The following is a 24,874-nucleotide window of genomic DNA, read 5'->3' on the forward strand; positions in this document are numbered from 1 at the left end:
CCGGCCCGCGCCAGCGCCCTGGCGGGGGCGCTGGAGCTCGCCGCACGGCACCTGGCCCAGGGCCTGGCCCGCGGTGAAGCGCTGACCGAGCCGGGCCGGGCCGGCGAGTACCTCGCGCGGCGCCTGCGGGCCCTGCCCTACGAGGTCTTCGCCTGCCTGTTCCTCGACACCCGGCACCGCGTGATCGCCTTCGAGGAGCTGTTCCGCGGCACCCTAGACGGCGCCGAGGTGCACCCGCGCGAGGTCGTGCAGCGCTGCCTGGCCCACCACGCGGCCGCGGTCATCCTGGGCCACAACCATCCCAGCGGCAGCCCCGAACCCAGCGCCGCCGACCGCGCGGTCACCGCGCGGCTCAAGCAGGCCCTGGCCCTGGTCGAGGTCCGGGTGCTGGACCACTTCATCATTGGCGACGGCGCACCCTGCTCGATGGCCCGGCTCGGCGCACTCTGAGCCCCCCCACGCCACCTTGGCTGGTCCCGGCCCGCCGCTGCGTATACTCGGCTGAGCGGCAGCCGCCGCGCACCGGAGCCGCTGCCGGCGTGATCCTGGGCTACTCCAACCTCTACGGCCCCGATGCGATCGAGCAGGCCCTGCCCGATCCCGAGGCCGCGCGCCGCCTGGTGGACCGGCACCGCCCCGACATCGCGCCGCGGCTGGAGGCGATGGTGGCGCGCATCACGTCCGGTGCCGGCGACCGTCGCCACTTCGAAGCGGCCCTGCTGGGATTGGCCCGGCTGGGCCTGCGCCACGGCGCCTTCGGCGACGACCCGCACGACTACCACAACGAAGACCACGTCATGGAGCTGGCCGAGCGCCGGCTCGGGCGCGTGCTCGATACGCTGGGCGAGGAGGGCGTGCCGCGCGACGACGCGCTGGCCCTGCTGGTGTTCGCCGCCTGCCACGACTTGCGCCAGCGCGAGCCTTTCGACGCGCCCGGGCCGATCGGCGGCAACGAGGCGTCCAGCATCGCCGAGACCTTCCGCATCCTGGCCTGCTGCGGTTTCGACCCGGTAGCGGACCGCGCGCAGTTCCTGGCCCTGGAGCTGATGATCGCCGGCAGCACCTTCGACCCGCGGCCCCTGCCCCACCCCGACGGCGAGGAGCTGGCCACGGCCGCCGGCGGCTCGCTGGCCCGGAGCCTGGGCATCTGGCTCGACGGCGACCGTCCGGAGTGGAGCGCCGAGCCCGCCGCCCGCCGCGGCGAACGCCTGGCCCGGCTTGCGGCCGACCTCGACACCGCCAATGTCGGCGAGGACTTCGTGCACCTGGCCGACAGCGCGCTACGCCTGTGCCGGGAGCGCGAACGCCGGGCCGGGCGGGCCCTGGGCAAGGCCGCCAGCGGCCCGACCTGCCTGGGCTTCCTGAGCCGGGGCCAGACCCACTACTTCTTCGAGCTGCACCGCTTCTGCTCTCGGGAGGGCGAGCGCGTGTTCGGCGCCCGGAAAGCCGCCAACGGGCCGGGCGTGCGCCGGGTCAGCGAGCGCCTGCTGGCCCGCTTCGAGGACGTGCCGCCGGCCAACGGCCAGGCGGTGCTCGACGCCTTCGCCGCACTCTGCGCCGAAGAAGCCCCCTGACCCCGGGCAAAAAAAAGGCCGGCCCGTGGCCGGCCCTTGCCCCGGACCCCGATGCACGCACCGGGCCGAATAACCAAAGGGATCACGTTGGAGAGTCGTGACCCGTGGATTTTCCACGGCCCCGGTGACGGCGGCATGACAGCGCAAGGCCCTGTCCGGGCTAGAATAGGCAGTTCCCCCAAGCGGAATTCCAGCCGGTGAAAGACCATATTCGCGAACTGGTGGCGCAGTCCCTCCTGGACCTGCGGCGTCATGGCCGCCTGTCCCCGGACCTGGCGACCCCCGACTTCGTGATCGAGCGAACCAAGTCGCGCGAGCACGGCGACTACGCCAGCAACATCGCCCTGCTGCTGGCCAAGCCGGCCGGCATGAAGCCGCGCGAGCTGGCCGAGCTGCTCGTCAACACCCTGCCCAGCTCGCAGCACGTCGAGAAGGTCAGCATCGCCGGCCCGGGCTTCATCAACTTCACGCTGGCCCGCGGCTGCCGCCTGGGCACCATCCGCCGCGTGTTCGAGCTGGGCAAGGACTATGGCCGCCAGCCGGCCGGCAGCCGCGAGTCGGTCACCGTCGAGTTCGTCTCGGCCAACCCGAACGGCCCGCTGCACGTCGGCCACGGCCGCGGCGCCGCCTATGGCGCGTCGGTGGCGGCCCTGCTCGACGCGGTCGGCCACAAGGTCCAGCGCGAGTACTACGTCAACGACGCCGGCCGCCAGATGGACATCCTCGCGGTGTCGGTGTGGCTGCGCTACCACGAGCTGGGCGGCATCAACGTCCGCTTCCCGGACAACGGCTACAAGGGCGAGTACGTGGTGGACATCGCCCGTGGCCTGCGCGCCAAGGCCGGCGACGCCCTGCGCCGCAGCGCCATCGAGATCACCGACGGCCTGCCGGCCGACGAGGGCCAGGGCGGCGACAAGGAAACCCACGTCGACGCGCTCATCGCCCGCGCCAAGCAGCTGCTCGGCGACGCCGGCTACCGCAGCGTGTTCGAGGCCGGCCTGAACTGGTGCCTCGGCGACATCCGCGACGACCTCGCGGGCTTCGGCGTGGTGCACGACAACTTCTTCTCCGAACGCTCCCTGGCCACCGACGGCTACGTGCAGCGCGCCATCGACACCCTGCGCGCGAACGGCCACCTGTTCGAGGACCAGGGCGCCACCTGGTTCCGCGCCACCGCCTTCGGCGACGACAAGGACCGCGTGGTCGTCCGCGAAAACGGCGTCACCACCTACTTCGCGTCGGACCTGGGCTACCTGCTGAGCAAGTTCGAGCGGGGCTTCGGCCGCTCGCTCTACATCTTCGGCGCCGACCACCACGGCTACATCGCGCGCCTGAAGGCCGCGGCGCAGGGCCTGGGCCTCGACCCGGCGCGCATCGAGATCCAGCTCGTGCAGTTCGCCATCCTGTTCCGCGGCGGCGAGCGCGTGCAGATGTCCACCCGCGCCGGCAGCTTCGTCACCCTGCGCGAGCTGCGCGAGGAAGTGGGTACCGACGCGGCGCGCTTCTTCTACGTGATGCGCGGCAACGACCAGCACCTCGACTTCGACCTCGACCTGGCCAAGAGCCGCTCGAACGAGAACCCGGTCTATTACATCCAGTACGCGCACGCCCGCGTCGCCAGCGTGTTCCGCCAGCTGGCCGAGAAGGGCATGGGCTACAACCGCAGCGCCGCCGAGGCCGCCCGCCAGCGCCTGCTGCAGCCGCAGGAAGACGAGCTGCTCGACGAGCTGATGCGTTACCCGGAAGTGCTGGAGTCGGCCGCCGAGAACCGCGCGCCGCAGGTGCTGGCCAACTACCTGCGCGAACTGGCCGCCGCCTTCCACGGCTTCTACAACGCGCAGCCGATCCTGGTGCCCGATGAGGAACTGCGCAACGCCCGCCTGGGCCTGTGCAAGGCCACCCAGCAGGTGCTGGCGAATGGCCTGGCGCTGCTGGGCGTGTCCGCGCCGGAGAGCATGTGATGGCGCGGCGTGCACCCAAGAAGCAGGCGCGCCGCAACGGCGGCGGTGGCATCCCGGGCTGGATCTGGCTGCTGATCGGCCTGCTGGTCGGCGCGCTGGTGGTGGCGGTGATGCTACTGCGCGGCCAGTGGGACCTGCCCGACGGCACCCTGCCCACGCCGAACCCGGAGGCCCGCGCCCCGGCCGCCACCGAAGAGGAACCGGTGGCGCAGAAGCCGGCTGCCGAGCCGCGCAAGCCCAAGTACGAGTTCTTCGACGTGCTGCGCGACAAGGAATTCGTCATCCCCGACGCCGAACTCAACGCCCAGGCCCAGGCCGAGGCCGCCCGCCCGGTGGACGCCGCGGTGCCGGCCAACGCCGACAGCGTGCGCTACCTGATCCAGGCCGGCGCCTTCCGCTCGTCCGCCGATGCCGAAGCACTCAAGGCCCGCATCGCGCTGACCGGCGAAGTGGCGCGCGTGGAGTCGGCCGAGATCACCGGCGGCACCATCTACCGCGTGCGCCTCGGGCCCTACCCGAACGCCGGCAGCCTGGCCCGCGCCAAGCAGGCGCTGGGCAGCCACGGCATCGACGCCGTCGCGATCCGGGCCCAGTAAGCGCGGGCTGCTCGAGCGCCACGCCATGCAGTGGACCGTCGACTACCTGGCGAACGAACGCCTCGTTCGCGTGACCTCCGATGGAAACGGCGCGGCCGACCGCGACCAGCTGCGCCAGCTCACCCGCGACGCCATGCGCGCCGGCCACGCCCACGCCTGCCCGCGCTTCCTGATCGACCACCGCCTGACGCGCCTGCAGCTGGGCGCGGCGGAGATCTTCGACATGCCGCGCCGCGGCGAGGACGGCGGCTTCGGCCACGCCCTGCGCATCGCCATCCTGATCCGCCCGGATTCCCCCAGCCGCGCCGACTTCGAGTTCTACGCCATCCAGTGCGGCAACCTCGGCATCCACGGCCTGCGCCTGTTCCACGACGAAGCCGCCGCCCTGGACTGGCTCGCCGCTGCCTGATTCCCTCCCACGGGGTTACGGTCAGGGGCGCTTCAAGAGGATGAGGGCGGAGGTGTCGGCGTCGGCTTCGCCGCGCTGGACGAGTTCGGAATAGTCGGCGAGCGCGAGGTCGATCACGCTGGCGCGGATGCCGGCGTCGCGGGCCATGCCCTGCACGATGCGCAGGTCCTTGAGCAGGTGGCCGCACTTGAAGCCGGGCGTGAACTGGCCCGCCAGCATGGTCGCGCCGCGCTTCTCGAGGAACCAGTTGCCGGCCGCGCCGGCCATCAGCGTCGGCAGCAGCTTGTCTGGGTCTAGGCCCAGCTTCTCGCCCAGGGCCAGGCCTTCGCATACGGCTTCGTTGATGCCCGCCACCAGCACCTGGTTCACCGCCTTGGTGGCCTGCCCGGCGCCGGCGCCCCCCATGTGGGTAATGCGCGCGGCGTAGGCCTCGAGCACCGGCCGCGCGATCTCGAGGTCGGCGGCATTGCCGCCGGCCATCACCGAGAGCTTGCCGTTGCGCGCGCCCTCGACGCCGCCGGACACCGGCGCGTCCACGAAACCGATGCCGTGGGCGGCGAGCAGCGCCTGCGCGCGTTTCGCGGTATCCACCGACACGGTCGAATGATCCACCACCACCGCGCCCGGCTTCAGCACCGCGGCCAGGGCCTCGACCTTCTGCAGCACGTCGGCATCCATGGACACGCACAGCGCGACCACGCCGCAGCCGGCGAAATCGGCGTGCGACGCCGCGGCGCGTACGCCCAGCTGCGCCGCCAGCGCATCGGCTTTGTTGCGCGTGCGGTTGTCGACCACGCCCAGCAGGCCGCGCGCGGCGAGATGGCCCGCCATCGGCGCGCCCATCGCGCCCAGGCCGATGAAGCCGGCGATCACGCCTGGCCCCCGGCGTTTTCCTCGTGCAGGTAGGTGTAGCCGGTTAGGCCGGTCTCCAGGTCCACCAGCAGCTTCGCGGCCTCGGCCGGCGGCAGGCCCGCGGCATCGACCTTCTGCTTGTAGGTCGCCCGCAGCTCGGCCAGGTCGTAGCCCACGTAGTCGAGCATCACGTCGGTGGTGTCGCCCTTGCGCTGGCGGGTGACGGTGTAGCCGCCGTCCGCGCCCAGCACCACGTTGGCGGTGTCGGTGTCGCCGAACAGGTTGTGGATGTCGCCCAGCGTCTCCTGGTAGGCGCCGACCATGAAGATGCCGAGGCGGTAGCTTTCGCCCGCGCGCGGCGAGTGCAGCGGCAGCGAGGAATCGAGCGCTTCGGATTCGACGTAGGTGTCGATGCGGCCGTCGGAATCGCAGGTGAGGTCGGCGATCACGCCGCGGCGGTCGGGCGCCTCGTCCAGGCGCGCGATCGGCACGATCGGGAACACCTGGTCGATCGCCCACACGTCCGGGATCGACTCGAACACCGAGAAGTTGACGAAGTACTTGTCCACCAGCCGCGTGTTGAGCTCGTCGAGCGTGTCGCGGTGGCTGCGCTCCTCGGCGGTCAGGCGCGAACGCACCGCGTGGGCGATGGCGTAGAAGAGGTCATCGAGCATGGCGCGCTGCTCGAGCGTCAGCTGGCCCAGCGAATAAAGCGCCTGGCCTTCGGCGAGGTGGTGCTGGGCCTCGTGGTAGAGCTCGAGCGCCGGGCGCTGGTCGAGCGCTGCGTGGGTTTCGCGCAGGTGGCGCACCACCGCGGGCTCGTTCGCAGCCTCGGCCGGCACCGCGCCCTCGGGCGCCTGCTCCACTTCGGAAACGTTCACCACCATCACCGCGTGGTGCGCGGTCATGGCGCGGCCGGCCTCGGTCACCATCATCGGCGGGGTGAGGCCGTGCTCGGCGCAGGCTTCGGCCAGCGGCTGCAGCAGGGTGTGCGCGTACTGATCCAGGCCGTAGTTCATCGAGCAGAAGCCGCGCGAGCGCGTGCCCTCGTAGTCCACGCCCAGGCCGCCGCCGGAATCCATGAAGCGGATGCCCAGGCCCATCTTGGTCAGCTCGACGAAATAGCGCACCGCCTCGCGCATGCCGTTGGCGATGTCGCGCACGTTCGAGATCTGCGAGCCCATGTGGAAGTGCAGCAGCTGCAGCGCGTCGAGCATGTCGGCGGCCTTCAGGCGCTCGACCAGGTCGAGCACCTGGCGCGGCGAGAGGCCGAACTTGGCCTTGTCGCCGCCGCTGTTCTGCCACTTGCCGGCGCCCAGCGAGGCCAGGCGCATGCGCACGCCCAGGCCCGGCTTCACGCCCAGCGCCCGGGCTTCCTCGATCACCATCGCCAGCTCGGACGGCTTCTCGATGACGATGAAGGTCTCCAGGCCCAGCTTGCGGCCGATCAGCGCCAGCCGGATGAACTCGCGGTCCTTGTAGCCGTTGCAGATGACGAGGCTGCCGGGCTTGGCCAGGCCCAGCACGGCCATGAGCTCGGGCTTGGAGCCGGCCTCGAGGCCGAAGCCGTCGCCGCCCACGGCCGCCAGCTCGCCGGCGACGCCGCGGTGCTGGTTCACCTTGATCGGATAGACGGCGGTGTAACCGCCCTGGTAGTCGAGCTCGGCCATGGCGCGGCCGAAGGCGGCCTGCAGCTTGCCCAGGCGGTTGCCGAGGATGTCGGAGAAACGCAGCAGCAGCGGCAGCTTCAGGCCGGCCGCGGTGGCCTGGTCGACGATGCCGGGCAGGTCAAGGCTGGGGCCGCCCTCGCCACGGGGCAGCACGCGCATGCGGCCGCCGGCGTCCACGTCGAAATAGCCCTCGCTCCAGTAGGGAATGGAGTAGGTGTGGCGGGCGCGGTCGAGGGACCAGGCGGGCATGGGCGGCGTTCCGGAAGCGGGGTGGGCGCGCATTGTACCCCCCGGGTGTTGCCGGGGCAGGTCGTCAGTGCCTGAACACCGGTTCGCCCGCCGCCTTCACCACCCGCCGGCCGTTGGCGCCGCTGCCGGGCTTCTCCAGCACGTACACGCTGCCCGGCAGCTCCAGCGCCGCCAGCAGCCGCTCCAGCTCCGAGGTCGACGAGAACACCATGCCGCGCCAGTCCACCACCATCACGAAGTGCGGGGGGCCGCCGCCTGGCACTTCCTTGCGCACCAGCCAGGCCTTCTTGATCTTGCCGTGCTTGCGCAGCGTGTCCTCGAGCACGCCGCGCTGCTCCGGCGACAGGGCGTGCGGCGCATAGCGGTCGGCCTTGCCCAGCTTGCCGCGCTCGGCGTCGTGCTTGGCCTGCCGCGCATGCCAGGCGCGCAGGCGCTGCGCCACGGCATCGTGGGCGGCGTCCTCGTTGCGCCGGTAGTGGAAGTCGGCCATCAGCTGCAGCGCGCGGGGCTCGAACTCCGGGTCCAGCGCGATCGCCCGATCGGCCAGCGGCAATCCGGCCGGGTCGTCGCGCTCGAGCCTCAGCGAGGCGACCGACCACACTGCCGGCGCGCTGTCAGGCGCGGCCGCCAGCGCCGCTTCATAAAGCGGCATCACGTCGCCACCCACGCCGAGCTGCTCGCACAGGTTCGCCCACTCCAGCGCTTCCTCCGGCGACAGGCCTGGCTCGCGCGAAGCCAGTTCGGCGTGACGCTCGCGCGCGGCGGCGTGGCCGCGATGGCGCTCGCTCCAGCGCTCGCCGACCCAGCGGTGCCAGTCCTGGTCGAACTCGTCCTGCAGCACATCGGCCAGCGGACCCAGCCAGGCCTGCGCGGCCGACTGGGCGGGCGCGGGCGGCAGTTCGGCCGGCACGCCCAGCGCCGACAGGCGCAGCGCCAGCACCGGGTGGGTATCGTCGAGGGTCGGCGCGGACGCCAGGGCGCGCGCCAGGACGTCGCCATCCGAGGCCGCGGGCTCCGAGAGGCTGCGCGCCATCTCGGCATACAGCGCCGCGGGCGGCTCGGGCTGCACCAGCGCCAGCCGGTCGATCCGCGGCCAGAACTCGCCGTGCAGTCGCTGCGCCGCCAGGTTCACGCGCACCAGCGCGCTGCCGGCCGCCGGGGCGCCGACGACCCGCGCGGCCACCGCGTCGGCCTCGTACTCGTTGCTGCGCGCCAGGACGAAGCTGTAGGCGTTGAAATAGGGCGCGTACCAGTCGAAGAACTTCACGAACAACCCGGTCGCGGCCGAGCGCTGCTGCTGCAGGGCGTCGAGCAGGCGGAACCAGGACTGCCGCACGCGGTAGATCCAGCCCGCGAAGCGCCCGTGGCCGCCGCCGAAGTGGCCAAACTCGTGCGCGATCACCGACGCCATCTCGTCGGGCGACATCACCCGCAGCAACGGCAGGCCCAGCACCAGGAAATGGCGGTTGCCGGCCAGGCCCAGCAGCCGCGGCACGCTGGCGGCGGCGGCGTTGAGGTCGGTGTCGATGATGATGCCGGCCAGCGGCGGTGCGCCGGCCTCGCGGCGCAGGTGCTCGACTTCGCGCTCCAGCGCCGGCGCCTCGCCCGGGCGCAGGCGGCGGCCCTCGGGCTCGGGGATCTTCACCCACAGCGCCTTGAGGATCAGCCAGGCCAGCAGCAGCGGGATCCACACCAGCTTGATCAGCTTGATGGCCCAGACGCTCTTGGTCAGCAGCAGCGCCACGCCCAGGCCGACGGACAGCGCCAGCGCCACCACCAGCGCGACCGCCAGCACGCCGTAGCCGGCGATCGCCAGCAGCGCCAGCTTGAAGCGATAGGCGCCCGGGGACTGGGCGGCCGAACGCTCGAGGCATTCGACCAGGCGGCGGTGGCTGGCGACGGAGGTCATGCAGGGGCTCCCGGGGATGAGCCCCGATGCTAAGCGGGGTTCCCGGGGGTCGCCAAGCGGGAAGAAATCTCGGTGAAAAGCGGCATCCGGTACAATGCCGGCCCGTCTACGAACCCATTGGAACAACGATGTCCTCCTCTTCCCCGACCTGGCTGCACGAGAACTTCGACCACACCGGCTCGGCCTTCGGCCTGCGCATGGTGCGCAAGCTCGACGAGGTGCAGTCGCCGTTCCAGAAGATCGAGATGTACGAGAGCACCGACTGGGGCAACGTCATGCTCATCGACGGCGCGATGATGGTGACCACCCGCGACAATTTCTTCTACCACGAGATGATGGCGCACGCGCCGCTCTACACCCACGCCGATCCGAAGGACGTGGTGATCATCGGCGGCGGCGACTGCGGCACCCTGCGCGAGGTGCTCAAGCACCCGGGCGTGCGCACGGCCGTGCAGTGCGACATCGACGAGCAGGTGACGCGCATGGCCGAGAAGTACTTCCCGGAGCTGTGCGAGTCCAACAACGACCCGCGCGCGACGGTGATGTTCGACGACGGCATCGCCTACATGGAGAACGCCGCGCCCGAGTCCATCGACGTGATCATCGTTGATTCCACCGACCCGGTCGGCCCGGCCGAGGGCCTGTTCAACCAGGCCTTCTACGAAACCTGCCTGCGCGCCCTGCGCCCGGGCGGCCTGCTGGTGCAGCAGAGCGAGTCGCCGCTGGCGCTGATGCAGCTGATCCTGGACATGCGCGGCGCCATGACCGACGCCGGCTTCGTCGACTTCCGCACCCTGCCCTTCCCGCAGCCCTGCTACCCGACCGGCTACTGGAGCTGCACCATCGCCTCGAAGGAAAAGCGCGACCTCACGCACTTCCGCAAGGCCGACGCCGCGGCCAAGCCCTTCGACACCCAGTACTACACCGCCGACATCCACCAGGCCGCCCTGGTCCTCCCGCCCTTCGCCGCCCGCGTGCTTGGGGGTTGATCAGGGATCGAACGCGGATCAGAGCGGAAAGACACGCCATCCCCCATCAAAGCGCGTCACCGTCGAGTTCGCCGGTGCGGATCCGCATGACGCGCTCGAGGCCGTAGACGAAGATCTTGCCGTCGCCGATCTTGCCGGTGTTGGCCGCCGACTGGATCGCCTCGACCACGCGCTCGACCTGGTCGTCGGTGACCGCGACCTCGAGCTTGATCTTGGGCAGGAAGTCGACCACGTACTCCGCGCCGCGGTAGAGCTCGGTGTGGCCCTTCTGCCGGCCGAAGCCCTTGACCTCGGTGACGGTGACGCCGGTGACGCCGACTTCGCTGAGCGACTCGCGGACGTCGTCGAGCTTGAAGGGCTTGATGATGGCCATGACCATTTTCATGAGTGAGCTCCCGGGTCCTTAGAGGTTGTAGCCGCGTTCGTTGTGCAGGGCGAGGTCCAGGCCCTCGGCTTCGGCCTCTTCGCCGACCCGGAGGCCCACGGCCCAATCGATGGCCTTGAGTATGACAAGCGTGGCGACCGCGGTGTAGACGACGGTGAAGCCCACGCCCTTGGCCTGGATCCACACCTGGGCGCCGATGTCGGTGACGGTGCCGAAGCCGCCCAGCGCCGGCGCCGCGAACACGCCGGTGAGGAGGGCACCGACGATGCCGCCGACCGCGTGCACGCCGAACACGTCCAGCGAGTCGTCGTAGCCCAGCCAGCGCTTGAGGCTGGTGGCGGTGAAGAAGCAGCACAGGCCCGCTGCCGCGCCGATCGCCAGCGCGCCCATCGGGCCTGCCGTTCCGCTGGCCGGCGTGATCGCCACCAGGCCCGAGACCGCGCCCGAGACGATGCCCAGCACGCTGGGCTTCCTGTGCACCACCCATTCCGCCAGCATCCAGCCCAAGGCCGCCGCGGCCGAGGCCACCTGCGTCACCAGCATCGCCATGCCCGCGGTGCCGTTGGCCGCCACCGCCGAGCCGGCATTGAAGCCGAACCAGCCCACCCACAGCAGGCTGGCGCCGATCACCGTGTAGCCGAGGTTGTGCGGCGCCATCGGCACCGTCGGGTAGCCGCGGCGCTTGCCCAGCACCAGCGCCGCCACCAGGCCGGCGATGCCGGCGTTGATGTGCACCACGGTGCCGCCGGCGAAGTCGAGCACGCCCCAGTCCCACATCAGCCCGCCGTCGCCGCCCCAGACCATGTGCGCGATCGGCGCGTACACCAGGGTGAACCAGGCCGCCATGAACACCAGCATCGGCCCGAAGCGCATGCGCTCGGCGAAGGCGCCGACGATCAGCGCCGGGGTGATCACCGCGAAGGTCATCTGGAAGGTGATGAACACGCTTTCCGGCACCGTCATCACCAGGCTGTCCACGCCCAGCCCGGCCAGGAAGGCGCGCTCGAAGCCGCCCACGAAGGAGTGGAAGTTGACCACGCCGGCTTCCATGCCGGTGGTGTCGAACACCAGGCTGTAGCCGTAGGCCACCCACAGCACGCTGACCAGCGCGGTGATGGCGAAGCACTGCATCAGCACCGACAGCACGTTCTTGGCGCGCACCATGCCGGCGTAGAACAGCGCCAGACCCGGCAGGGTCATCAGCAGGACCAGCAGAGTGGCCACGATCATCCAGGCGGTGTCGCCGGGATTGGCCGTGGCCGGGGCGGCCAGGGCCGGCACGGGAAGCACGAGCAGGGGTACGCCTAGCCGGCGCAGGAACTTCTTGGAAACCATACGGGATTGCCTCCGGACGCTGAGGGAAGGGGGAAAGGGGGAGCACCTGAACCATCACCCGTGCGGCACGGATTGATTGCTCGCCGCCACCCGTGGTCTAGTGATCGGCCCCGGGCAGCGAAATGCCGCCCCCGCCGCGCGGCGTTGGCTGACCCCCGCCCCGGCCCTTCCCCGATGCCCCCGGCACCGCGCGTGGCGCAAGGTGGAGGCATCCCACGGAGCCCCGACCATGATCGACCTCAAGAACCTCGACGACCTCGCCCGCAAGCTCAGCGACCTGGTGCCGCCCGGCCTGAAGGACGCCCGCGCCGACCTCGAGCAGAACTTCAAGTCCACCCTGCAGGCCGGCCTCGGCAAGCTCGACCTCGTGACCCGCGAGGAGTTCGAGGTGCAGCGCGCGGTGCTGCTGCGCACCCGCGAGAAGCTGGACGCGATGGAACGCGCACTCACCGTGCTCGAGGCGAAGCTCGCCGAGCCCGGCGCCAGCAAGAACTGACGCCACACCCCGTTTCGCCATGAACCTGGCGCTGGCGCACAGCCGCGCCCGGGTCGGCGTGCACGCGCCCGCGGTGCGGGTGGAAGTGCACCTCGGCGGCGGGCTGCCCCACTTCAGCCTGGTGGGCCTGCCGGCGGCGGCGGTGCGCGAAAGCCGCGAGCGCGTGCGCGCCGCGATCGCCAACTCGCAGCTCGAGTTCCCGCAGCGGCGCATCACGGTGAACCTGGCCCCGGCCGACCTGCCCAAGGAAGGCGGGCGCTACGACCTCGCGATCGCGCTGGCCATCCTGGCGGCCAGCGGGCAGCTGCCGGTGCTCGCGCTGGCCGACTGCGAGCTGCTGGGCGAGCTGGCGCTCACCGGCGAGCTGAAGGCGGTGGATGGCGTGTTGCCTGCCGCGCTGGCCGCCGCCGAGGCGGGCCGTCCGCTGGTCGTGCCGGCGGCGAACGGGCCCGAGGCGGCGCTGGCGGCGAATGGCCGCGCCCGCACCGCCCGCACCTTGCTCGAGGTGCTCGCGTTCCTGCGCGGCGAAGGCACGCTGCCGGTGGCCGAGCGCAGCCCGCCGGGCAGCGACGCGCCGGCCTACCCCGACCTGGCCGATGTCCGCGGCCAGGCCAGTGGGCGCCGCGCGCTGGAGATCGCGGCGGCCGGCGCGCACCACCTGCTGCTGGTCGGCCCGCCGGGCTGCGGCAAGACGCTGCTGGCCTCGCGCCTGCCCGGCCTGCTGCCCGAAGCCAGCGAGGCCGAGGCGCTGGAAACCGCCGCGGTGCACTCGGTGAGCGGCCGCGGCGTGGATCTCGCGCACTGGCGCCGGCGGCCGTTTCGCGCCCCGCACCATCTCGCCAGCGCGGTCGCGATCGCCGGCGGCGGCTGACAGATTCAGAAGTGAGTGCGACCAACCAGAAGTCCCTGCGAATGCTCGCCCACCCAGCGGTTCGAGGCTGACCGCGGCCAGCGGACGCTCGGGTACACGCCCCGGCCCAAGAACCGATCCAGGAACCCTGCCGGCCAGGCCAAAGGCACAGCGGCACCCCGTCGCTTCCCGCCTTGCAAGGGATGCCCGTGGTTTGGCGACTATGCCGTACAAGCCGGAGCGTTCTCGCGCTCACTTGGCAACGGATCAAGACTCTTGCGTGGCCTTTTCGAACGCAGAATCCGGGCCGTACTGGATGCAGATTCGAGTTGTAGGAGAAGCCGACCCGCTTCGGCAGGCGCTGTCCGCCAATGTAATCAATGGATTAAGTCTGTTGGGAAACGGGCCTGTAAGTGCCATCGACAGCACCTTATGGCGCGAGCAAGGTCCGTTGAAACCGCCCCTGGGCGATCCTTCCGGTCAATTGTGAGAATAAAGTTCGTTCAGCCTGCTACTCAAAATCGGGGGGATGTCGGCGGACGACTATCTGTTCCTCCGGCAGAACTACCTGGCGCGGGAACGGGCCCTGTCGATCCAGACCGACACCCTCGACGCCTTCAAGCGCGTGCTGGCGAAAAGCCGGGGTCCCCGCCTGCAGTCCCCTCTGGCCGAGGTCTCGTTGGGCACGAGCTGGTCGGGCGTGTCGGCGTGCCGGCCCGGCAGCACCGGGCGAGGGCTGCAGGGAATGACGATCTACAGCGCGCTCGCCGCGGTTTACATGGATTTCGTCGGCATCACGCAGGGATCCGTCGGGATTCTGTGGTGGCCTGCGGCCGCGCCGCATGACGCCGTGGCGATCCTGCTGGCCCGGGCGCTCGCCAGGAAGTAGCCGGGCCCCCACGGGTCTTGATCACCGGTCGATGCTGAGCAGGGCGTGCAGCAGGTTGTCCTGGAAGCTGGTGTTGCCGGTCAGCTGGTCGTGGGCGACGCAGAGGAAAAACGCGTAGTCATGGGGGAAGTGGCTGTACGCATGGCGCTGACGGGACGGGTCAAGCACATCGCGCGCCAGCAGCGAGGCCTTGGTGACCGTACCGTCACCGGGCTCCAGCATCAGCCGGTCGTAATCAACGCCAGGCAGCGGCCTCCTTATTTCGCCTGGATCGAGCCGCAGCACGGTTTCTCCCGCCACTTCTTCGGCCAGCATTCGCGCCGGCGTCAGTTCGCAGTCTCCACCGAACACGATGGGGTCAATACCTGGCGTCGGCTCGGGAACCGAAAGCGCCCAGGTAAAGCGGCGCGCGCGCTCGAGGTGGTGGCCCAGATATCGCTCCAGCGTGGCAAGGTACCGTTCGGGATCGTCCCCGGAATGATGCTTGCGGATGCGCGCGCGCACCTCGGGGTCGAACACCGCCCATTCGAACCGGCGCCAGATCGCGACATCGAAAAGATCCCTGTCCAGTGGCCGGCCGTCGTGGCCAATCAGCCAAGTGTTGAGCGCATGCGGGAACAGCTGGTAGAGCGACGGCATGGTCATGAGGACTTCGGGCATCAGGCTCCCAAAGACCACTTTCCGGCCTACGATCATGCCGTGCAGCGCACCGACCGAACCGAAGTTCGGCGTGCCGAGCAGGACCATCCTGCGAATCCGCAGGGCTCCGGCCTGGGTGACGACGAACTGATTGCCGTCCAGCAGGTCGACGGCGCCATAGCGGGCGTAGTAGCGGGCGATCAATCCGCCGTTGGAATGTGCGATCAGGTCGACCTGCAGGCCAGGATCGCCGTGGTCGGCGCGAATCCGCGCAAGCAGCGCATCCAGCGCACGGACGCTGTCGATGTTGTCCTGCCGCCAATCGTAGGTGAAGACGTAGTAGTGGCGGCCGGCCGGCGGCGGCGCGCCGACCTTGGCGCGACGGTAACCGCCCCCCTCTTCAAGGGTGCGCAGCAGGGCTCCGTAGAAATCGCGCCCGGCGGCACCCTCGAAGATATCGGTGGGCCGCAGGCCATCGTCGCGCGGCCGCAGGCTTACCGGGTCGATCGGCAGGGCGAGATCGTCGTAGTCCGACAGGGCGAGCCGACCCACGCCACCCGGCCAGCGCTCGCGGCCTTCGGAATCGGCCAGGCGCGCGCCAAGCACGCCATGTATGACGACCACGGGGGGCTGTTGGCTGCCTGTATCAGCGTAGAGCCGCGCAAAATCGGGCCTCGTCGTCTGGCTGCAGCCGGCCAGCATAAGCAGCAAGAAGACGCAAAGCCGTGCCATCCCTGAATCGCCCCGGGCTTCATAGACACCAACGGACTTTGTTGTTTTCAACAGACGGCGGTCTCAATCGGTCGACGCAACACACTCGCTCAGCCGATAGGCCGGCGTTCTGAAGCCCAAGGTTTCCCTGGGACGCTGATACGAGCTTAATGCAATCTTGTTTAGCGCGGCTTGGGAATGGTCCGACAGGTCCGTTCCGTGCGGCAGGTACTGCCGCAGCAATCCGTTGGCGTAGTCGTGAATGAAACTGAACACAAAGAAAAGATCAAGGCGCGAAGTCACAAGTGCGTGCGACTGGGTAATGCAGCGGACCACTCCCGCAGCTGGACAGGTTGCGCGAAAATATGGGCCCCTAGTTGCTTGCTCGTGCTCGGCGTATGCGCACTCCTTCGTCGCAACTCAATCGTTTGCTCGAGGCATCGATCGCAGACAAGCGATTGGAGCCGGAGTTCTTCCGAGCACTGCTCGACGCGCGCGTGTTTGCCCACGCGCCGTTGGCTGACACGACCGGTCGTCTTCGGCTCATCCAGTTCAATGCCCCGGACGGAGAGCTGTTACTTCCCTTCTTTTCCGACATGGGAAAGGCCAAGGCCGCAGGCCGTGGTCGCGTCCGGATCGTGGAGTTGAGTGGTCGACAGCTCTTCGAGCTCTCGCTCGGCGCCACCCTCATCCTCAATCCCAACAACCACTGGTGCAAGCTCTACCCCGAAGAGGTTCGCGTGCTCCTCGCGAACGGGACAATGGCCGTCGTGGAGACTGACGACTACGCGGGTGGGCCGAAGATTGCCGTGGATCACCCAGTGGATGTTCCCGACGCGCTGCTTGCTACCTTTCGGCAGATCCTGGCCAAGCTTCACTACGTGGAAGAGGCCTACCTGGTCGACATGCGGCTTGAGCCCCATCTGGATCACCCCAACTGGGTGGTCGCCGTCACAACGCCCAAGGCCCAAGCAGACCGCGCCTGTCGGGCGATCCTGGCTGAGCTGCAGTCGCAGCCGGAGCTGACCACTGTCCCGTTGAGCCTAATGGCATTGCTTCCCGAGGACCCGGTTCCCGACTGGAAGCTGGCGCTGAACCCTGCGCCCTTCTATCGACGGACCCCCAGCGAGAGCTAGCGCAGGCGGCGCCGATGCAAGACGCGACGCGCCTCAGGCGCCAGCCGCGGCGGTATCTGCAGGGGAGGTCGCCAGCAGGGCATCAATCAGGGCGCCGACCGCCAAGGCGGCATCGGGACTGGCCACGAGCAGTTGGGTGAGTTTTCCCTCTAGCTCCCCGGCCACGCGGCCGGCTCCGCGCCCCGTCTGGGTCCTGGCTGCAACTTGCTGTGCATATTTGCATACCCGCAGTGCATTGCCGTCCAGCCGCTTGAAGTCGCCTGCGCAGATGCGGCTGACCTGGGACGGATGGATGTCCAAAGCCTCGCCAATGGCGGTTTGCGTGATGACTCGGGCTGACAAAAGTCGCGCAATGAGCTGCAGGTAACGGTCTCGATTCATGTTGACATTGTGCAAACTTGCAATAGACTGTGCAAGAGCGAAAGAGCCCTCCGCTGCCGGACTCGATTCGGCATGCGAGGATGGTCCTGGCGCCGCCCGCGCGTTGTGATGGCCGGGCGGTGAGAGGCAACGGAATTGCCGGAAGGTGTGGGGAGAAGCCATGCAGCGCGCTTGCGTGATGCTGGGATCGGTGAACGTCAACATCGAGCTTCCGGAGCCGGAGGCTGAAGTGATGCCGGGCGTCCGTTGGGGCGACGTCGCCGCCTTCCCCACTCCGGCCTACTGGGCCTACCAGGTCATGGCTCGCCGCATTGAGCGCAATGCCATCCGCTATCGCCTGGGGACCAGCCTCAAGGAAGAAGTCGGCGCCTGCCTGCTAGGCGGGCACGGCATACCTGCCAAAGTCGGTGTTGTGGCCTTCGAGCACCTGCGCCGCCGCGGCGCCTTCGCTGACCAGCCGCCGCCGGCGGAGACACTCCTCGCGTGGCTCTCCGAGCCCATGCCGATGGAAGACCGCTCCATCCGCTACCGCTTCGCCGGCCAGAAGGCCCGGTACCTGTCGGCCGCCCTGGAGACCTTGGCCGCGGAGGCCGCGCCTCAGCAGTCTGGGCGCATCCTGCGCGACTGGCTCACCAAGATTCCCGGCATCGGTTTCAAGACCGCATCGTGGGTCGCCCGCAATTGGCTGGACGCTGATGATGTGGCGATCCTGGACATCCATATCCTGCGCGCCGGCGTGCTTGCCGGGTTCTTCGATGCCGAGCTGACGGTGGAGCGTCACTACCGCGAACTGGAGGATCAGTTCCTGGCGTTCAGCGCGGGGCTGGGCGTCCGCGCCTCTGAGCTCGATGCGTTGATGTGGTACGAGATGATGGCGTCGCGGAACTCAGTTGCGCAGATCCTCTCTGCGATGCCCGAGAGCGCCTTCAAGGCTCGGCACGCGCCCTCACGTCCGCCCGCCAACCCAGAGCGCCCCCACGCCCGCCAGCTGGCCCTGATCCGCTAAGCGCGCCGCCCAGGCCTGGCCGGTCATGCCGAGCAGGCACGTGCCAAGGCCCAAGCCGGCAGCGACCGCTACCAAGTAGCCCTGAAGCACCCCCGCGTCCCGCCATACGACGCTTTGCGAGTGCTCGTACTTGGCTTCCGTCTTGCCCGGCTCGGCCACGAGCCAGAGCATCGTCGCAGCCGGGTCAGCGACCAGCGATCTCGCCTGCTCGACCAAGCCTTCTAGCATCGGCACCTGGTCCCCGAGATCGTGCAGGCCATGACGGACACCGTCGTACCGCCCCCATGCACCAGTCTGCGGATCAAATGCCAGCACGTGGATGGGGTGGATCGCTCCGCCCGACGGCGCGGGCCGACGTTCGAGCTCGAACCCCAAGGGAGACGGGGCCCACGCGAGACGGCGCTGGCTGTGCCAGAGCAGCGCTCCGAGTGATTCGACCGGCAAGGCCTTGAGCTCCCGGACACTGCGCCGCTGCGCCAGCGCCTCAAACATCGGGGGGCCGCCGCCTTCGGCAGGCTGCGGGAGGGCCACGAAGGTGCCATGGGGCCACACATACGGCGTGTAAGGCTGGACCTGCGGCCGTGGCCGCGGCTCAGGCAGCGGAGTCCACGTCATCGCCGAGCTCCCGCCATACCTCGAAGTACTTGTTGCAGCCCCGGCACTGGCCGCAGGCAACGTGCGATCGATGACAGCTGTGCGCCCAGGCGAGCAGCGAGCGTGGAATGCCCGATTGCTGCACCAGCTCCACAGTGGTCAGGCCGATGGCGGGTGCGCGCACGGTCAGTCCGCCCTCCTGCACCCGCATGACCTGATCCATGGCCGCCATGAAGGCGGGAGTGCCGTCTTGATGTGTACCGTCAGAGGCCACTGCGCCCACGAGCAATGCTTGGGCACCGCGCGATACCGCGCGCATGCCGGCCAGGGTGATCAGCAACTGGTTGCGGTAGGGCCACCAGTCGCTGGCCGGGGCCAAGGCATCGGCGGGCTGTCCGGCCATATCGCCCGAACCCAGGGCACGGCAATCCACGGTGATGACCTCGTGGGCTATCTCCAGCTGGAGACAGACCGCCCGCGCGGCCTGGATCTCCGCGGCCGCGGCGAGTTGGCCGTAATCGATCGTCAACGCCAGAGCGGGCCGAAGCCACCACGCCACAGAAATGGAGTCCATGCCTCCCGAGAGAAGCAGCGCTTGCGTCACAAAGCCGCTCCCACCCAGACCGTGCGATAGATGGCGGACGTGAAATCGGCGACCAGGTGGCACGCCGAGCCCTCCATCATCTTCAGGTCCTCGCGCTTCTCCTGCTCGCAATACACGACGACCTGCCGGTCCAGCGCCCGGGCATAGCCGATCTCGTACAGCGTGCCCGCATCCAGACCATCCACGATGGCCAGCACCAGGTCGCAGTCCTTGATCGCCTGCAGGTCCTTGTCGACCACGTCCTCCGCCGAGCCGTGGCCGACGTCGTGGTACGGCGAGAACACCTTCAAGCCCATCTGCTGCAACGCCTCACGGGCCTGGGTCACCACCCAGAGCTGGGCCAGGGTGAAGAAGGGCCCGGCCAGGTACACGGTCGGCCGCCAACCGTCCCGGAACCGGTCGGACGCCATGAGTGCCATCGGGCTGAACTTGGCCAGCGTGGGGGCCGTCGCAAAGATCCGGTTCTCACAGTAGTAGGCCGTGGCCCGGGAGGCCTGGTCGGCGGCGCCGACCGCGTCCCGCCCCAAGCCCATCCAGGCATGAGCGAACGTCGCCGCGAACACGTCGCCGCTGCCGATCTTCCACACGCCCCGCGTGTCGTAGGCCGGAACATGGTGAACTCGCCCCTGATCCCACACCAAGGCCCCCATGGGGCCGCGCTTGATCACCACCACCTCGGCATTCTCTTGCTGGGCCAAAGCCTCGGCCATTCGCTCCATGGTGTCCGCACGCCCCAGCAGCGCCGTGGCCTCGTGTCGATTGATCACCAGGGCGAGACGCTCGGCCGTAGAGCCCGAGGCACGGAACGATTCCGGGTGCTCGACGTTCTGCGGGTCGTAGACAACCTGTTTGGCGTGCACCGTAGCTTGCGTTTGCAGCATGCCGAACTGCAGGACCCGCTCGGCCTCCACCAAAAGCATCGGTGGCGGCGCTAGGGGCCGGTGGATGACCGGCCTGGAGAGCCAATGGGTGTAGTGGAACCCGGCGACATCGGCCACTGGCGTGGCCCTCAACTCGAACCCCTCGAGGGCTGCGGCGCCTTCGATGATGGGATGAGATAGGTCACACAGGCAGCAGTGCAGTCGTGTCTCCCCGCCCAGCGCGGCGATGACGCTGGCGCCTCGGCCCGCGGAACCCAGGTACCGGTCCCAGCGGGGGTGCATGCATAGCTCGCGGTAGACGCCGCCGACGACCTCGATCACCGGAAGCGCGCTCAGGTGCCCGGGACCGGGGCGATACGCACCGTCACCAAGCCACCGTTCACGGTGCGCACGGTCGCGGTGTACTGAGTGCCTTGCGTCAGGCATTCGCGCAACCGCTGGACGCTCGGATCGGCGATGCCGCCGGCCACCTGGCCCTGGTGTGTGAGCACCACCGTGCTGACGCCACCGACTTGGGCCAATGCGACGTTGAGGATGGCGCCCCGGACCAGATCCTTGATCACGTCGGCCTTGGGCGAGCTGATCTGTGTTTCGATCACCAAGGCGTCGCAGGCCACGGCCGTGTCACGAAATCCACCCCCGTAACCACTCCCGCTCGATCCCGTCATGTCGACCTCCTCCAAATGAGCCTAGGCCCGCCCACCCATCGAGGGCGGCCCGGGGCACTTCTCAGTTACAACGCCTCATCACCGTCGACGCGGCCATCGGGCGGGTTCGTCGCCGCCTCGGGCGCAGGGTCGGTTCCAGCCGACTCCCGGCCCAAGGTGCCTTGGGCGGTCTCTCCCAACGCACAGGGTCGCTGCTCAAACACCAACCCCTGATCCGTGCTCCGGCCGACCGCAACCATGTCGTCCGTGAGACGACGGACGCGCTCGCCACCGAAGGCGCAGGCATCGTTGGGATACATTTCAAAATGGTACGTGAAGCGGCGGGCGGTCGTGGTCAACACCCCGTTGTAGGAGTGCTGGCCGATGTCGAAAATAACTGCGGTGGTCAGCGCCAACGCAAAGACACCGACCAGACGGATGAGCACCTTGTCCGTGTTCACCGGTTTGGCGTCGGTTCCCGAGCCAAACCGCCAGCGCAGTACGCCCCAAACGCTCTCGATGACAAACCAAACGAACACGCCCACGACCACCAGCATGGTTCCCGCGGTAAGCAGGAACCCAGCCATCAATGGCGCCAGGAAAGTGACGGCATAACTCAGGTGCTCGGGATCAATGCCTGTCGCTTCTTTCACCGTCACAGAAGCTAGCGCCATGGAGACCGCAACAACCATGGTCGCGCCCAAGGTGCCGACGATCTTGCCCAGCGGCCACTCCCAGGCACGTAGCGCCGCATGGTAGAGGTCGAGCAGGAACGCTGCCGTCAACATAATCCCGCCCGCGGCCATCAGCCCAAAGATCAGCCGGTCCGGGCCCGAGACCTGGATCAGGAGTGCTGAGACCCCCACCGTGCTCCCACCGACGGTAAAGATGCGCAGCGGTCGCGATGCGGTTTCCCACCACGCGCGAAGGGATGCCGAAAGCCTTGAGCGCACCGACGATGTTGCTACATCCATCCCACGTCCTCGCAAATTGGTTAGGGCCGTTCCAGGTCAACGGCAGTTCGAGCACCGCCCGGACGCTCGAAGATTAGCGACCGCACGACGGGACGGTGGTGGCGCAGTCCAAAGTTGCGCGCACCCCTGCGCCTGCGTCTTGTTGGTCGAGATGGCATAGGGCGATTCCGAAAGTCAGGCCCAGCCAAAGTTCTTCTTCAGGAACTCCAGGAGATCCGCATGCCTCTGCCAGGGGGGGGTGAGGTCGTGGGTGACTAGCGTTGCCGCCATGCTGCGCTCCTGGGTGTCCGTCGTATTCACTGAGCGCTCAGAATGCATGTGCCCGGGATCAGATTAGTTGAAGAGTTCTCAAGCAGTTTTGAGGACCCCATTGCCGGCTTCGCGCCCCTACGGGTGGGCGCTGCCGCAACCCTGTACTTTTCCAGTCAATCTGGGAACGGCCCGGGTGGCAAGGCATTCACATGAGGAGTTGCGCACGTCGGCAACAACTTCGACCTCTTCGATACGAACTGGCTCCGAGCAGAGTTGGAACGCATAGTTAAGGAGAAACATCAGACAGTAGACGAACTCGCAGCGGTCCAGTTGTTCCTTGCCCCATTGAGCAATCGCCGAGCCGGGCGGGACGAATGAGCTGACCACGGCAGATCGCCGGCTGCCAGCACGCGGTCCTAGGGCGGAGGTGGTTCTGCCCTGGCATCATGGTGGAAGGGTTCGCCAGGCATCAGGCGAAAGTTGGCCTCCTCCGCGGGAAGACCGTTGCGCCGCAGGAGTTCTATCGCCGCCCCCTTTTTTGCCAGGTCGTCCAACATCGCCTCCTCGACCTTTTCCAAGTGCGACAGCATGTGGATGAATCCCTGCATGACCTCGTCGCAACCCTCACGAAGATCCGCCTTAGACGCGTCCGTGGTTCGGATGTTCAAAGTTTGAATTCCCGAGTGCGCAGCCTGCGAGTTCCTAAGCGTGTTGACGAGCGCCATATGGTCCATGGCGCAATGATCAAACTCCAGACACAGGTGGAAGGGGTGCGCCAGTGAGCCGACCAGGGAGATCAAGTGCGGCTTCTTACCGTTCTCTTTTTTGCACGTGGTGCAAGGCGCCTCCAGCAGTTGTCCCAGTGCCTTCTTCATGTATCTAGATTCGGGAAACTGGGTGCAGTAGAGCAGCTGCTTGATCGTGGTTTCGCACATTCGTGCGGTGTAGAGGACCACCTCGTTGTACAGCCTGAGCCGCTCGATTTCGGCATCGATCGGGTCGTCCTGCGCCGAGGGCACCGTGCAGTAATCATAGTAGGCGTTCACAACCCGAGCTAGGATCAGGGCTATCGACCCGCCGCTAAACGTGAAGGGGTTGGTGTACCCGCCTTTGGTCGTGACGTCCGCATTCGACAGCAGCGGCAGTTGACCTTCCTGCTTCAGCCAAGCCCGCATCTCCCGCGCCAGCGGAATGAAGTTGATGCCGACCAGTTTATGGCCGTCCCAACGGAATGCCTGGGGTCGATAGCCCCACTCCTGGTGTGACCCATGCCAATCCCGGTGTGGCGGGCGCTGATCCTTACGAGAGCCCTCGTTCGTCGTCACGGGCCATTAGCTTCCGTAGACAGCAGCCAGAGTCCTCGCGCTAGCAGCTCATCGACATCATGCTGGAGCTGGATCACGTCCGGATCCACTTCGCCCAGGGACTCATGGACGGTGTGCAGCCGAGTGACCGCGTCAATTTTCTCTTGAAGCGTAAGGCGGGCCATGGTGGCTCCTCGGGGGGCGCGGTGTTGGCACGGACGGCGGCTGTGGTGCTACGCCGCAGCCTGCTGGAACGGCGCTACCTCCCCCCTTCGACCAGACGTATTCGCGCTGGAGAGTAGAGACAGAGCGGCTAGGAATCAGTTCTCGGACGGGAAGCACATGGTCACCCTTAGGTGGGGTCGGACGTCCAGCATCCGCGTCACCTGCCTGCGGGCCGCGGGACGTCGGATTCATAGCGTGTACTTGGTCTCCGCCGTGAGGCTCCCCAAATAGCTATCGGGACCATCGACATTTCGATCGTCGAGCTCGGGTCCTTCATAGTTCGGATTGCTCACGAAGAAATGGACCTGGGTAGCATCGCATTCCATAGTGATATCACCGGCCGAATTCTGTGTAATGGTCTGATAGCCAGTGTAGTAATTGAGGTGGCGCGACGGAGCTTCTCCGAGAATGATTATCTGCGGATCGAGCTTTTCCAGCCAAGAATGGGGGATCTTTCCTGAGTCACGCCCGTGATGAGCAGCGAAGACGACGGTTGTCTTCTTCAGGTCGATATCCTCTTCAATGTCTTCCATGAACCCAGTTTCCAGGTCGCCCAGCCACATCACACTGGTATTGCCGATAGAGTATCGGAGCACCGCAGAGGTGTTGTTGTAGCTTTCGCCCGCCTCACAGGCTGCCAGCGCCTCTTTGAACCGGACATTGTCAAGATCTGGCCAGAGCACACTGATCCCCGACGACCCTCTTGAATCATCACCTTGATTCAACCACTTGCGCACGCATCCCTTCGAGATATAGAAGGCCTTCTTGGCGTCGTCGCGCAGTTGGCAATAGCGCTTGAAAGAGTCCGTATCTTTGTCCTTGATCGCTTGATTCTTGACCACGTAAAAGTTACTTATCGGCCAAGCGTCATCAAGCAGATGAAGGCCTCCGAAATGGTCTTCATCCGGATGCGTACAGATGAAGCGATAGATACTTCTGCTTGCAGACTGAGTCTTGATCTCATCAATAATAGTCGCAGCGTTCTGGTCACTAAGGTCACAGTCGATGACCGTAAAGGTGCCTGACTCGTGGCTGATGTAGAACATGTCTCCATTGCCCACGGCAAAGCTTTTTATTACGCTCACTTAAATCTCCTTTGCGCCAAAGACTTCTTCACTGGTTCAATGTCTGGTCAAGATGCAATGAATAGACCAGCCCAGGGCCGGCTTGTTTTGCCTGCGCTGCTCCAGCCTATGGGTAGTAGTGCTGCACGCTGAGATGATGGCGCAACGCTTCTGGGCGATAGGGGATCTTTCGATCGCAATCTAGTATGCAGGTGGCATTAAAACGCTCATATACCGACGGATCCAGTTCTGCCTCGGGGTTGATCTGGCGAGGCTCGTTGGGCCAGGGAAC

Annotated in this window: 25 protein-coding genes and 2 pseudogenes; 11 read left to right on the forward strand and 16 right to left on the reverse strand. The window is 67.6% G+C overall.

The annotated features are described in order from the left end of the window. The 5 genes from radC to Q0C12_RS10200 form a co-directional block, all read left to right on the forward strand. Positions 1-450 (forward strand): DNA repair protein RadC (radC, locus tag Q0C12_RS10180; protein WP_290889831.1); only part of this gene is annotated, 450 nt, incomplete at its 5' end. An 89-nt stretch (positions 451-539) separates the two neighbouring features. Then, complete coding sequence (locus Q0C12_RS10185) at positions 540-1,574, forward strand: hypothetical protein (RefSeq protein ID WP_290889833.1); 1,035 nt, start codon at positions 540-542, stop codon at positions 1,572-1,574. Positions 1,575-1,771: 197 nt separating this feature from the next. Next, positions 1,772-3,535 carry an arginine--tRNA ligase gene (gene argS, locus Q0C12_RS10190; RefSeq protein ID WP_290889836.1) on the forward strand — a complete coding sequence of 588 codons (1,764 nt, stop codon included), beginning with the start codon at positions 1,772-1,774 and terminating at the stop codon, positions 3,533-3,535. Next, positions 3,535-4,131: an SPOR domain-containing protein gene (locus Q0C12_RS10195; protein ID WP_290889839.1), complete on the forward strand. Its 597-nt coding sequence runs from the start codon at positions 3,535-3,537 to the stop codon at positions 4,129-4,131. The genes argS and Q0C12_RS10195 overlap by 1 nt, the downstream gene beginning before the upstream one ends. A 25-nt stretch (positions 4,132-4,156) precedes the next feature. Further along, the gene (locus tag Q0C12_RS10200) at positions 4,157-4,540 is read left to right on the forward strand and encodes a hypothetical protein (RefSeq protein WP_290889841.1); all 384 of its coding nucleotides are present in this window, start codon (positions 4,157-4,159) and stop codon (positions 4,538-4,540) included. A 21-nt stretch (positions 4,541-4,561) separates the two neighbouring features. Here Q0C12_RS10200 and Q0C12_RS10205 read toward each other — a convergent pair whose 3' ends face one another. The 3 genes from Q0C12_RS10205 to Q0C12_RS10215 all read right to left on the reverse strand — a co-directional run bounded on the left by Q0C12_RS10205 (position 4,562) and on the right by Q0C12_RS10215 (position 9,220). Beyond that, positions 4,562-5,413, reverse strand: a complete 852-nt coding sequence (locus Q0C12_RS10205) for an NAD(P)-dependent oxidoreductase (RefSeq protein WP_290889844.1) — start codon at positions 5,411-5,413, stop codon at positions 4,562-4,564. Beyond that, positions 5,410-7,311, reverse strand: a complete 1,902-nt coding sequence (gene speA / locus Q0C12_RS10210) for an arginine decarboxylase (RefSeq protein ID WP_290889847.1) — start codon at positions 7,309-7,311, stop codon at positions 5,410-5,412. The genes Q0C12_RS10205 and speA overlap by 4 nt, the downstream gene beginning before the upstream one ends. 64 nt (positions 7,312-7,375) lie before the next feature. Next, a complete protein-coding gene (locus tag Q0C12_RS10215) occupies positions 7,376-9,220 on the reverse strand; it encodes a M48 family metallopeptidase (protein WP_290889850.1) in 1,845 nt (614 codons plus the stop codon). Positions 9,221-9,348: 128 nt separating this feature from the next. Here Q0C12_RS10215 and speE point away from each other — a divergent pair, with 128 nt between their 5' ends. Next, positions 9,349-10,209, forward strand: a complete 861-nt coding sequence (gene speE, locus Q0C12_RS10220; RefSeq protein ID WP_290889852.1) for a polyamine aminopropyltransferase — start codon at positions 9,349-9,351, stop codon at positions 10,207-10,209. A gap of 46 nt (positions 10,210-10,255) precedes the next feature. On the opposite strand, the gene Q0C12_RS10225 is transcribed toward speE, so the two are convergent. Together Q0C12_RS10225 and Q0C12_RS10230 are read right to left on the reverse strand one after the other, a co-directional pair. Further along, a complete protein-coding gene (locus Q0C12_RS10225; protein WP_290889854.1) occupies positions 10,256-10,594 on the reverse strand; it encodes a P-II family nitrogen regulator in 339 nt (112 codons plus the stop codon). 18 nt (positions 10,595-10,612) lie between these two features. Next, a complete protein-coding gene (locus Q0C12_RS10230; protein WP_290889856.1) occupies positions 10,613-11,929 on the reverse strand; it encodes an ammonium transporter in 1,317 nt (438 codons plus the stop codon). A gap of 229 nt (positions 11,930-12,158) precedes the next feature. Between Q0C12_RS10230 and Q0C12_RS10235 the strand changes: the two genes are divergently transcribed. From Q0C12_RS10235 to Q0C12_RS10245, 3 genes and pseudogenes are all read left to right on the forward strand, one after another. After that, positions 12,159-12,425, forward strand: coding sequence for an accessory factor UbiK family protein (locus tag Q0C12_RS10235; protein ID WP_034212166.1), 267 nt, complete (start codon positions 12,159-12,161; stop codon positions 12,423-12,425). Positions 12,426-12,444: 19 nt separating this feature from the next. After that, a pseudogene (locus tag Q0C12_RS10240) lies at positions 12,445-13,293 on the forward strand (magnesium chelatase domain-containing protein); the annotation flags it as partial. Between the two features lie 511 nt (positions 13,294-13,804). Then, a complete protein-coding gene (locus Q0C12_RS10245) occupies positions 13,805-14,164 on the forward strand; it encodes a hypothetical protein (RefSeq protein WP_049468934.1) in 360 nt (119 codons plus the stop codon). A gap of 21 nt (positions 14,165-14,185) precedes the next feature. On the opposite strand, the gene Q0C12_RS10250 is transcribed toward Q0C12_RS10245, so the two are convergent. Beyond that, the gene (locus tag Q0C12_RS10250; RefSeq protein ID WP_290889861.1) at positions 14,186-15,514 is read right to left on the reverse strand and encodes a hypothetical protein; all 1,329 of its coding nucleotides are present in this window, start codon (positions 15,512-15,514) and stop codon (positions 14,186-14,188) included. Between the two features lie 84 nt (positions 15,515-15,598). Further along, a pseudogene (locus Q0C12_RS10255) lies at positions 15,599-15,763 on the reverse strand (IS30 family transposase); the annotation flags it as partial. Between the two features lie 149 nt (positions 15,764-15,912). Here Q0C12_RS10255 and Q0C12_RS10260 point away from each other — a divergent pair. After that, on the forward strand, positions 15,913-16,650 hold the full coding sequence (locus Q0C12_RS10260; RefSeq protein ID WP_005411388.1) for an enhanced serine sensitivity protein SseB C-terminal domain-containing protein: 738 nt from the start codon (positions 15,913-15,915) through the stop codon (positions 16,648-16,650). 33 nt (positions 16,651-16,683) lie between these two features. Here Q0C12_RS10260 and Q0C12_RS10265 read toward each other — a convergent pair whose 3' ends face one another. Next, complete coding sequence (locus Q0C12_RS10265; RefSeq protein ID WP_054662532.1) at positions 16,684-17,031, reverse strand: hypothetical protein; 348 nt, start codon at positions 17,029-17,031, stop codon at positions 16,684-16,686. 190 nt (positions 17,032-17,221) lie between these two features. Here Q0C12_RS10265 and Q0C12_RS10270 point away from each other — a divergent pair, with 190 nt between their 5' ends. Next, the gene (locus Q0C12_RS10270) at positions 17,222-18,037 is read left to right on the forward strand and encodes an 8-oxoguanine DNA glycosylase (protein ID WP_232282059.1); all 816 of its coding nucleotides are present in this window, start codon (positions 17,222-17,224) and stop codon (positions 18,035-18,037) included. Here the strand turns inward: Q0C12_RS10270 and Q0C12_RS10275 are convergent. The 8 genes from Q0C12_RS10275 to Q0C12_RS10310 all read right to left on the reverse strand — a co-directional run bounded on the left by Q0C12_RS10275 (position 17,978) and on the right by Q0C12_RS10310 (position 24,603). Next, positions 17,978-18,529 (reverse strand): nitroreductase family protein, encoded by a 552-nt coding sequence (locus tag Q0C12_RS10275; RefSeq protein ID WP_290889870.1) that lies wholly within the window; start codon positions 18,527-18,529, stop codon positions 17,978-17,980. The two genes, Q0C12_RS10270 and Q0C12_RS10275, sit on opposite strands and share 60 nt — an antisense overlap. Positions 18,530-18,629: 100 nt before the next feature. Next, positions 18,630-19,235, reverse strand: a complete 606-nt coding sequence (locus Q0C12_RS10280) for a 7-cyano-7-deazaguanine synthase (RefSeq protein ID WP_290889873.1) — start codon at positions 19,233-19,235, stop codon at positions 18,630-18,632. Further along, positions 19,232-20,437: a PfkB family carbohydrate kinase gene (locus Q0C12_RS10285; RefSeq protein WP_290889876.1), complete on the reverse strand. Its 1,206-nt coding sequence runs from the start codon at positions 20,435-20,437 to the stop codon at positions 19,232-19,234. Before Q0C12_RS10285 ends, Q0C12_RS10280 begins: the two co-directional genes overlap by 4 nt. A gap of 11 nt (positions 20,438-20,448) precedes the next feature. Beyond that, the gene (locus Q0C12_RS10290; protein WP_290889879.1) at positions 20,449-20,784 is read right to left on the reverse strand and encodes a hypothetical protein; all 336 of its coding nucleotides are present in this window, start codon (positions 20,782-20,784) and stop codon (positions 20,449-20,451) included. Between the two features lie 65 nt (positions 20,785-20,849). Further along, complete coding sequence (locus tag Q0C12_RS10295; RefSeq protein WP_290889882.1) at positions 20,850-21,737, reverse strand: hypothetical protein; 888 nt, start codon at positions 21,735-21,737, stop codon at positions 20,850-20,852. Positions 21,738-22,405: 668 nt separating this feature from the next. Then, on the reverse strand, positions 22,406-23,314 hold the full coding sequence (locus Q0C12_RS10300) for a hypothetical protein (RefSeq protein WP_290889885.1): 909 nt from the start codon (positions 23,312-23,314) through the stop codon (positions 22,406-22,408). Then, positions 23,311-23,478: a hypothetical protein gene (locus Q0C12_RS10305; RefSeq protein ID WP_290889887.1), complete on the reverse strand. Its 168-nt coding sequence runs from the start codon at positions 23,476-23,478 to the stop codon at positions 23,311-23,313. The genes Q0C12_RS10300 and Q0C12_RS10305 overlap by 4 nt, the downstream gene beginning before the upstream one ends. A gap of 228 nt (positions 23,479-23,706) precedes the next feature. After that, entirely contained in the window at positions 23,707-24,603 is an 897-nt protein-coding gene (locus Q0C12_RS10310; RefSeq protein WP_290889890.1) for a hypothetical protein, read from the reverse strand. Between the last annotated feature and the right edge of the window lie 271 nt (positions 24,604-24,874).

This window comes from Arenimonas sp. (assembly GCF_022842045.1).
In the GTDB taxonomy this organism is placed as follows: Bacteria; Pseudomonadota; Gammaproteobacteria; order Xanthomonadales; family Xanthomonadaceae; genus Arenimonas.